This is a genomic window from Pseudonocardia sp. McavD-2-B (genome assembly GCF_024124365.1).
Classification (GTDB): Bacteria; Actinomycetota; Actinomycetes; order Mycobacteriales; family Pseudonocardiaceae; genus Pseudonocardia; species Pseudonocardia alni.
Genome location: NZ_JAMXSG010000250.1, coordinates 1 through 8,892, shown reverse-complemented (window position 1 = coordinate 8,892; position 8,892 = coordinate 1). Strand labels below are relative to the sequence as shown.

Annotated in this window: 10 protein-coding genes; 5 read left to right on the top strand and 5 right to left on the bottom strand. The window is 73.9% G+C overall.

Features of this window, described 5'->3' with window-relative positions; translation table 11 throughout:
- The first annotated feature begins 160 nt into the window (after positions 1-160).
- Entirely contained in the window at positions 161-1,516 is a 1,356-nt protein-coding gene (locus NH602_RS24505; protein ID WP_253069008.1) for an MFS transporter, read from the top strand.
- On the top strand, positions 1,482-1,871 hold the full coding sequence (locus tag NH602_RS24500; RefSeq protein WP_253069007.1) for a hypothetical protein: 390 nt from the start codon (positions 1,482-1,484) through the stop codon (positions 1,869-1,871). The genes NH602_RS24505 and NH602_RS24500 overlap by 35 nt, the downstream gene beginning before the upstream one ends.
- A gap of 5 nt (positions 1,872-1,876) precedes the next feature.
- Here the strand turns inward: NH602_RS24500 and NH602_RS24495 are convergent, their stop codons facing one another.
- From NH602_RS24495 to NH602_RS24485, 3 genes are read right to left on the bottom strand one after another with little or no spacing between them, the layout of a single operon-like run.
- Positions 1,877-2,245, bottom strand: coding sequence for a hypothetical protein (locus NH602_RS24495; protein ID WP_073574216.1), 369 nt, complete (start codon positions 2,243-2,245; stop codon positions 1,877-1,879).
- Positions 2,246-2,297: 52 nt separating this feature from the next.
- Positions 2,298-3,134, bottom strand: coding sequence for an Fpg/Nei family DNA glycosylase (locus NH602_RS24490; RefSeq protein WP_073574217.1), 837 nt, complete (start codon positions 3,132-3,134; stop codon positions 2,298-2,300).
- Positions 3,135-3,162: 28 nt separating this feature from the next.
- Complete coding sequence (locus NH602_RS24485) at positions 3,163-3,618, bottom strand: DoxX family protein (protein WP_073574218.1); 456 nt, start codon at positions 3,616-3,618, stop codon at positions 3,163-3,165.
- A 148-nt stretch (positions 3,619-3,766) separates the two neighbouring features.
- On the opposite strand from NH602_RS24485, the gene NH602_RS24480 reads away from it, so the two are divergent.
- From NH602_RS24480 to NH602_RS24470, 3 genes are all read left to right on the top strand, one after another.
- A complete protein-coding gene (locus NH602_RS24480) occupies positions 3,767-4,993 on the top strand; it encodes a threonine synthase (protein WP_253069006.1) in 1,227 nt (408 codons plus the stop codon).
- Between the two features lie 40 nt (positions 4,994-5,033).
- Positions 5,034-5,516, top strand: coding sequence for a hypothetical protein (locus tag NH602_RS24475; protein ID WP_062396040.1), 483 nt, complete (start codon positions 5,034-5,036; stop codon positions 5,514-5,516).
- Between the two features lie 84 nt (positions 5,517-5,600).
- On the top strand, positions 5,601-6,386 hold the full coding sequence (locus tag NH602_RS24470) for a TauD/TfdA family dioxygenase (RefSeq protein ID WP_179762379.1): 786 nt from the start codon (positions 5,601-5,603) through the stop codon (positions 6,384-6,386).
- 101 nt (positions 6,387-6,487) lie between these two features.
- Here NH602_RS24470 and NH602_RS24465 read toward each other — a convergent pair whose 3' ends face one another.
- Together NH602_RS24465 and NH602_RS24460 are read right to left on the bottom strand one after the other, a co-directional pair.
- On the bottom strand, positions 6,488-7,528 hold the full coding sequence (locus NH602_RS24465) for a D-alanine--D-alanine ligase (RefSeq protein WP_179762378.1): 1,041 nt from the start codon (positions 7,526-7,528) through the stop codon (positions 6,488-6,490).
- Positions 7,529-7,531: 3 nt separating this feature from the next.
- The coding region (locus NH602_RS24460; RefSeq protein WP_308292878.1) for a hypothetical protein at positions 7,532-8,892 on the bottom strand (1,361 nt) is incomplete at its 5' end.

Below are 8,892 nucleotides of genomic sequence, written 5' to 3'. Positions count from 1 at the left end.
CGGCGGCGGACGCGCCGCGCGAACGCCGCCGCGCGCTGCTGCGCGCCGGGCGCGAGGCCGGCTGCGAGGTCAGCGCGATGGCGGCGGCGCTCGGTGTCTCCCGGCACACCGCCTACGCCTGGTTGAAGGACTGACCTTCCGGCGGAGAGACTGCGCGGGCGTGCGCACCGCAACGGAGGGGGAAGGCGTGCTGGTCTCGACGGCCGTACGGACGGCGACGAAGCGGCTCATCCCGCTGCTCGCCCTGGCCTATCTGCTGAACTACATCGACCGGGTCAACGTCGGGTTCGCGTCGCTGACGATGAACGCCGACCTGGGCCTGTCCGCGGCCGCCTACGGCCTGGGCGCCGGGCTGTTCTTCATCGGGTACTTCTTCTTCGAGGTCCCGTCCAACGTGATCCTGCACCGGGTCGGCGCCCGGATCTGGATCGCCCGGATCATGGTGACCTGGGGCATCGTCGCGTCGTCGACGGCGTTCATCCAGGGCGAGATCGGCTTCTACGTCGTGCGGGTGCTGCTCGGCATCGCCGAGGCCGGCTTCTTCCCCGGCATCATCCTGTACCTGACCTACTGGTTCCCGAGGGTCGAGCGGGCACGGATCGTCGCGCTGTTCTTCCTGGCCGTGCCGCTGTCCTCGGTGGTCGGCGGGCCGCTGTCGACGTGGCTGATCTCGGTCGGCGACGGGGCCCTGGGCTTCGACGCCGGCTGGCGCTTCATGTTCTTCGTCGAGGGCATCCCGGCGGTGCTGCTGGGGATCGCGGTGCTGTGGCTGCTGCCGGACCGCCCGACCCGGGCCCGGTGGCTGCCCGCCGACCAGGCGGTCGCGCTGGAGGAGCGGATCGCCGCCGAGGACGCGGCGGCGGCCGGGCAGGACCGCGGCGTCGCCGCCGCCCTGCGCGACGGCCGGGTGGTGGCCCTCTCGGTGGTCTACTTCGGGATCGTGTTCGGGCTCTACGTGCTGGCGTTCTTCCTGCCCCAGATCGTCGCCGGGTTCGAGCAGCAGTTCGGCGCCGACTACTCGCTGGTCGAGGTCGGTCTGATCACCGCGGTGCCGTACGCGATCGCGTCGGTGACGATGGTGCTGTGGGCCCGGCACTCCGACCGCAGCGGTGAGCGGGGGCTGCACGTGGCCGTCCCGGCCGTCGTCGGGGCGGTCGCGATCGCGGGCGCGCTGTACATGGACTCACCGCTGCTGGTCATGGTGTGCGTGACCGTCTGCGCGATCGGGGTCTTCGCCGCCATCCCGCCGTTCTGGGCGCTGCCGAACGCGTTCCTCACCGGTGCCGGGGCGGCCGCCGGGATCGGGTTGATCAACTCCTTCGGCAACCTGTCCGGGTTCGCCGGGCCGTTCGTCGCCGGGTGGCTGAAGGACCTGACCGGCGACTCCCGCGCCGGGATGTGGGTGGTCGCGGTGATGATGCTGATGTCCGCCGCGATCGTGCTCGGCTTCCGCCGGACGGCGCAACGGGTTCCGGCGGCCGATGCAGCCGACCGGGCCGGCGATCATCAACAGTGATGAACCGGTCAAGGATTCCGGAAACGGCGACGTAATCTCGGTGGCCGGGGCGGCGACAGGGGGTCGCGCGCTCCATTCATCGGGGGCGACGAGAATGACGCAATTCCTGCTGTCTGCGGCCGAGGAACAGGACGGGCCGAGTGGGACGACCATTCTGGTGATCCTCGGCGCGGTGGCCCTTGTCCTCTATATCGGGTCGCTCTACCTGCATCCCCTCACCCGGTGCGGGCGCTGCAAGGGCAGCCCGCGACACTACGGCGCACTCGCCACGAAGTCCTGGCGGAACTGCGGTGCGTGCAACGGCTCCGGCCGCGAGACCCGGCTCGGGGCACGCATTCTGGGAATCGAACCCTGAATGGTTCAGTATCCGATCGCGCTCGCGTAGTGGACCGCGCCGAAGGCGACGGCGGAACCGGTCACGGCGAGGGTGACCACCGCGAAGGGCCAGGCAGGGCGCCGTTCGACGATGCGCAGGACGGTCATGGCGAGCCCGGCGACACCGGCGGCGGCCGCGATCACCAGCGACCCGCCGACCGAGACGAGGACCGCCGAGGAGCTGCACGTCCGCGGCGGACAGTAGTCGAGGAACGCGACGAGGAAGACGGCGCCGAACACGCCCAGTGCGACGAGCATCCCGGTCGCGGCCAGCGCGGCCCCGGACAGCGCGGCGTCCCAGCGGATGATCGGCCGACGCCCCGCTTCCGGACGAGCGGGACCGGTCGACAGCATGACGTCAACGGTACCGCTACCGCCCGGTACAGGACAGATCGGACATCCATCGTCACCGTTCGGTGAGCGGCCGGGCGCTGCCTCCGGCCTGACAACCGGGGCACCAGAACAGGTTCCGCGTGCGGACCTCGGCGTGCGCGATCGGGGCGCCGCAGACCAGGCAGGGCTGTCCGGTGCGGCGGTAGGCGTAGACGACGCTGGCGCAGACCGCGCCGCGGTCGGGGGGCGCCAGCTGGGCCGGGTCGTGCTCGGGGCGCAGCGTCTCGATCCGGCCGCGCCGCTCGCCGTCGCGGAGCATCTCGGTCAGGTCGTCCCAGAGCAGGGCGAAGGACCGGTCGTCGAGGTCGCGGGCCGGGGTCATCGGATCCAGTCCGGTGCGGAACAGCGTCTCGGCGCGGAAGACGTTGCCGATGCCCGCGATCACCGACTGGTCCATGAGCAGGGCGGCCAGCGGGACACGGGAGCGGGCGAACCGCTCCCGGACACGCGCCGGGTCCGCGTCGTCGCGCAACGGGTCCTCGCCGAGGCGGGCCCGCAGCTCCTTCACGCCCACGTCGTCCAGCAGTTCGCAGGCGGCCGGGCCGCGCAGGTCGGCGTAGTGCGTCTCGCCGACCATCCGCATCCTGACCTGGCCGCGGGGCGGCTCCTGGGGGAGCGTCCGGTTCGGGAACCGGCCCCACAGTCCGAGGTGGACGTGCACGGTGGTGTCCGGCCCGTAGTGCTGGAACAGGTGCTTGCCGTGGGCCTGCACGTCGACCAGCACCCGCCCGTCGACGATCTCGGCGCCGGTGGTGAACCGGCGCTGCGGGCTGGAGACGGCCACCGGCCGTCCGGCGTAGCGGCGGCGCTGCAGCCGCGCGAGCCGGTGCACGGTGTGTCCCTCGGGCATGCGGAGGGATCCCCCGTGCGGGCGGGTACTACTCCCCCGCGGACACACCCACCGCGTGCCGGGCGGGCGTGCGACCGCGTCCGGCGACGAGCGCGTCGACGGAGAACCGGCCCGGTCCGGTCGCGGCCAGCGCGAGTCCACCGGCGGCGATCACGCCGACCAGCTCCCAGCCGCCCGAGTCGACGAACGGGTTCAGGCCCACGTGCGCGAAGAGGTAGGCCCCCGCCATCGCGACGACGACGGCCAGCCCCGCCACGGTCGTCGCGGCACCGGCGATCAGCAGCAGACCGCCCCCGAGCTCGGCCGCGATGACGAACAGCGCGGAGACCGTGGGCAGCGGGATGCCCATGCCGGCGAAGCTCGACGCGACCCCGCCGACACCACCCGAGAGCTTCTGCAGGCCGTGGGCGACGAGGACGACGCCGACGAGCAGCCGGACGAGCAGGAGTGCGGTGTCGGAGAGCGGCGCGGGGAGCGGTCGCATGGGTTCCTCTCGATTGTTGAACTTTCACGCTTGCGCTCCCGAGGCTAACAGGATCGTCGCAACGGCGTAGTCGTGGCGACCTGCTCCTGCCCGCGCCGCCGTCACCCCTCCGGTTGCGCCGCGGCACGGCGGGAGATCAGCTGGACCCGTGCCCGAGTTCTCGACGCTGTCCCACCTGGAGTGCTCCCGTACCGGCGAGGTCCTCGACGCCGACACGGTGCAGGGCACCTCGGCCTCCGGTGCCCCGCTGCTCGCCCGCTACGACCTCGACCGGGCCCGGACGCTGGTGACCCCGGCCGACATCGCCGCCCGCCCGCCGGACCTGTGGCGCTACCACGAGGTGCTGCCCGTGTGGGACCCCGCGCACGTGGTGACGATGGGCGAGGGCATGACCCCGCTGCTCCCGCTCCCCCGTGCCGGTGCCCGCCTCGGGCTGCCCGGCCTGCGGATGAAGGACGAGGGGCTGGTCCCGACCGGGGCGTTCAAGGCGCGCGGCGCCGCCGTCGGGGTGTCCCGGGCCGCCGAGCTCGGAGTCCGGGCGGTCGCGATGCCCACCAACGGCAACGCCGGTGCCGCCTGGGCCTGTTACGCCGCGCGCGCCGGGCTCGGTGCGCTGATCGCGATGCCGGTCGACGCCCCGGAGATCACCCGGCGCGAGGTCGTCGTCTCCGGCGGGGAGCTGTACCTGGTCGACGGCCTGATCGGCGACGCCGGGAGGCTCGTCGCCGACGCCGTCGCCCGCCGCAACTCCGCCGGGGCGGGGTACCAGGACACCTCGACGCTGCGCGAGCCCTACCGCATCGAGGGCAAGAAGACGATGGGCTACGAGATCGTCGAGCAGCTCGGCTGGCGCTGCCCGGACGTCATCCTCTACCCCACCGGCGGCGGCGTCGGGATCATCGCGATCCACAAGGCCCTGGCGGAGATGCGGGAGCTCGGCTGGATCTCCGGCCCACTGCCCCGGCTCGTCGCGGTGCAGGCCACCGGCTGCGCGCCGATCGTCGACGCGTTCGAGGCCGGGCTGCGCGAGTCGACGGCCCCGGCCGACCCGCACACGGTCGCGTTCGGGATCACCGTGCCCCGGGCGCTGGGCGACTTCCTCGTCCTCGACGCCGTGTACGACACCGGCGGGACCGCCGTCGCCGTCTCCGACGACGAGCTGCTCGCCGCCGAGCACGCCCTCGCCCGCGACGAGGGCACCTGGATCTGCCCGGAGGGCGCGGCCTGCGTCGCCGCGGCGGGCCGGCTGCGGGAGTCGGGGTGGCTCGACGGGTCGGAGACGGTCGTCGTGCTGAACACCGGCAGCGGCCTTATCTACCCCGACACCGTGACCGCCGACGCGCCGGTGCTGGCGACGGACGGGCGCATCCCGTGACCCACGGCGACCTCGTCGTGATCACCGGTAGCCTGCGCACGTGTCACTCCTGCGACCCGGATCCGAGCCGTCACCCGCACCGCTCTCGCGGTACTGGCGGACCTACGTGGCCGAGTGCACCGAGCAGGTGCAGCGCTTCCACCGGATCACCACGGTGATCTCGGCGATGCAAGTGCGGACGTGGCTCACCGAGATCGGCAAGCGGCTGGACTCCGAGCTGGAGGCGGTGCAGCGCCTGGCCGCCGTCGGCGACTCGATCGAGCCGGCACGGTTCCGGCTCACCGAGCCGCCCGCGAAGCGGATCGCCGCCCGGTTGAACAAGGCCAAGGCGTCGCTGAAGCAGTCGGTCGACCAGGCCGCGGAGATCGCCGAGCAGGCGGTGCTGGACCCGACCCACGACGACGTCCGGGTACACCTCAAGGTCCTCAACGAGCAGGTCGGGCGGCTCGCGATCGCCGCCCCGATGGAGGACGAGCCCGCCGACCGCCCGCGTCGCCGCCGGTGGGGCCGCACGGCGTCCTGACCCCGGCGTCGGGCCCGTGTCCGCCCCCGGGGCCGGCCCCGCGTCCGGCGCGCGGGTGACCGCGGGCGCCCGCACACTCGGGTGATGGACATCGAGGCCCTGCACCCGGTCGGCGCCCGCGTCACCGGGACGTCCCTGCCCGACCTCGACCCGGACGCGCTCGGGGCGCTGCTCGCCGAGCACGGCGTCCTCGTCCTGCCCGGTCAGGACGACGTCGGCGACGACGACTTCCTCGCCTTCCTCCGCGGTCTCGGCCCGCTGGCGTTCACCACCGGTGAGACGCCGCTGGAGACCCACCCGGACCTCAACGTGATCTCCAACGTCGGCCGCGACACCCCGCCGCGCAGCTCGTTCCACGTCGACACCAGCTACGTCGCGGCCCCGCCCGCCTACACCGCGCTGCGGGCGGTGACCGTCCCCGCCCGGGGCGGCGCGACGCAGTTCTCCAACCAGTACCGCGCCTACGAGACGCTCCCGGAGCCGCTGCGGACCCGGCTCGACGGCCGCAGCATCCGCCACGTCGTCACCGGGCTGTCCCCCGACGACGCCGGTACCGAGACCGAGGCCTGGCACCCGGTGTTCCGCCCGCACCCGCGCACCGGCCGGACCGCGCTCTACCTGTCGACCGCGGCCCGCTGCGCCGAGGTCGGCGGGATGGACACCGAGGAGTCCGCGGCGACCGTGCGGGAGCTGATCGAGCACTCGACGCGGCCGGACAACGTGCTGGACCACCGGTGGGCACCGGGCGACGTCGTGATCTGGGACAACGCCTGCGTGCTGCACCGCGCCGATCACGCGGGCGTCGTCGGGGACCGGGTCATGCACCGCGGCATGGTGCGCGAGCACGTCCGGCCCCGCGCCGCCCGCTGAGTTCCCGTCGCGCACCCGGACGCGGTCGCCGCACCCGCCGCGGAGGTGCGCGGGCCACCTGCGGGGTGCGACGGCGCGACCCACCGGCGGCGGGAGCCGGATCAGCGGTCGGAGCCGGGTGGGGCGGTGGTGCGGGCGGCGGCGCGGGTGACGGCGTCGGCGAACAGGTCGGCGACGCCGATCCCCGCGGCCTCGGCCATCGTGACGACCACCGAGGTGCGGGCGAACGAGCAGTACAGCCCGGCCTCCAGGAACCAGGGCCGGCCGTCGGGGTCGATGCGGAAGTCGAACAGCCCGTAGTCGCGGCAGCCCAGGGCGCGGAACGCCGCGCGGGCGGCGTCCTGCACCGGCCGGGTGACCGGGTCGCCTGCGTCGACGATCCAGGACCGGGCGTCCTTCGCGACCAGGCGCAGGTCGCCGTCGCCGGTGCGGGCGAGCTTGTCGTCGGCGAGGCGGACCGGCTTGTCGACCGCGTCCATCCGGTACTCCTCCAGCGGCAGGCCGACCAGGTCGCCGTCGCGCTCCACCACCGCGCACCGGACCTCGCGGCCCAGCGGCACGAACTCCTCGACCAGGGCGCGGTCGCCGTGGACCAGGGCGGCCTTCACCGCCACCTCGAACCCGTCCGGGTCGTGGACGAGGGTGACGCCGACCGAGTTGTCGGTGTCCGCCGGCTTGACGACGGCGGGCGGCCGGACCGTCGGCGCCTGCCCGGCGCGCACCGTCTCCCCCGCCGGGACGGCGACCCCGCCCTCCGCGACGACCGCGCGGGCCAGGGCCTTGTCCGCGCCCAGCGCCATGACCTCCGGGGTGTTGCCGACATAGCCGATCCCGAGGAGCTCGAACAGCGCCCGGTGGTGGGTCATCCCGGGCCGGCAGAACATCTGCGGCACCATCACGTCCACCTCCGCTCGGGCGATCTCGGCGACCGCCTCGGGGAGGGTCCGCAGTGGCGCGGCAGCGATCTGCTCCGGGTCGAGCCCGGCCGGGAACCGCCAGCCCTGCGGCGTCACGTACGCGACGACGAACTCGTAGCGCGCCGGGTCGGCGGTCGCGGCGAGGCAGTCCGCGGCGTAGAGCCGGGACAGGTCGCAGAAGAACTCGTCGACGCCCGAGCCGACGAGGTGCAGGACACGCAGCACGGTTCAGTCCCCCGCCGGTTCGACGAGCTTGCCGATGTTCACGTCGACGGTCACCCACGGCCGTCCGCGCAGCAGGTTGCCCAGCAGCAGCGAGGCGATCTGCAGGTGCGGGACCAGCAGGAACGGCAACGGGTCGTGCACGTCGAGCAGCGCCTCCCGACCGTCGCGCACGATCCGCAACCGTTCCCGCCACGACCCGGGGTCGCCGAGGAGCCGGCCCAGCTCGTGGTGCAGCCAGTAGGTCGGCCGGGTCGCCGGTGCCGGCACGAGTGTGCCGGCGCCGGCGTCGAGGTAGGCCGCGGCGACACCCGGGTGGTCGTGGAACAGGGTGATCGCGGAGTGGGTGCGCGGGTTGCACTCGATGGCCAGGACCCGGCCGTCGGGTGCCTCGATGAAGTCGAACGACAGCTGCCCGGTCACCCCCAGCTCGCCGCAGAACCGCCGCACCCAGTCCTCGATCGCCGGGTGGTCGACGTGGTCGTAGTTGAGGAGGAAGCTCGACGACGGACAGCAGCAGTACAGGCGGACCTCGCCGTCGCGGACGGTGGCGTGGGTGCAGTACTCGGTGCCCTCGACGAACTCCTGCAGGATCCAGGGGTTGTCCGGTGAGATCGGCAGGGTCGCCACGAACGCCGCGGTCTCGGCGCGGGTCGGGCGCGGCAGCCGGGTCAGGTCGCGGCGGCGCACCGGGTCGTAACGCAGCGACTTGAGGATCCAGGTGCGCCCCGGGGTGGCGGCGAAGTCGTGGTCGACGACCTGCGCCGGGTCGGTGATGCGCCGCGCCGCGGGCACCGGCAGGCCGAACCCGGCGGCGGTCGCGGTGAACCGGTGCTTGTCGTCGAGCATCGCGACGACGTCGGCGTCGGGGTGCACGACCGCGCAGAACGGTTCGAGCAGCCGCTTGGCGTCGGCGTCGTACCAGCTCGCGACGGGGCTGCACACCGGCACGTACACGTCGGCCCCCTCCCGGCGGGCGATGTCGGCGAGCGCGTGGGCGTAGCCCGGCGCGTCCGGGGCGGGGACGACGTGGAACGCGTCGACCGCCCGGGAGAACCGGTGCCCGGTGAAGCGGTAGCGGGCCTGCTCGACGAGCACGACCCGGCGGCCGGCACGGTGGAAGGCCCGTGCCAGCTCCAGCGCCTTGGTCATCTTCCCGCCGCTGAGCAGCACGGTCAGCGGCCGGTGCGGCCGGGCCCGCTCACGTCGGCGCAGGAGCCCGGCCAGCGCGGCGACGCCGGTGATCGCCAGGTCGGCGGGCAGGGCGGCGGTGAGCAGGGCGAGGGTGCCCGCGGTACGGACCCGGGTCGCCGCCGTGCCCTCGCGCGGGGCGCCGTCGCGGCCGGTGCCCAGCGCACGCCCGGCGA

Bases quoted from the DNA above. Each gene is read 5' to 3' on its own strand.
- NH602_RS24500 (WP_253069007.1), top strand. From the start codon at position 1,482: ATGCAGCCGACCGGGCCGGCGATCATCAACAGTGATGAACCGGTCAAG.
- NH602_RS24470 (WP_179762379.1), top strand. From the start codon at position 5,601: ATGGACATCGAGGCCCTGCACCCGGTCGGCGCCCGCGTCACCGGGACG.
- NH602_RS24485 (WP_073574218.1), bottom strand. From the start codon at position 3,618: ATGCGACCGCTCCCCGCGCCGCTCTCCGACACCGCACTCCTGCTCGTC.
- NH602_RS24495 (WP_073574216.1), bottom strand. From the start codon at position 2,245: ATGCTGTCGACCGGTCCCGCTCGTCCGGAAGCGGGGCGTCGGCCGATC.
- NH602_RS24490 (WP_073574217.1), bottom strand. From the start codon at position 3,134: ATGCCCGAGGGACACACCGTGCACCGGCTCGCGCGGCTGCAGCGCCGC.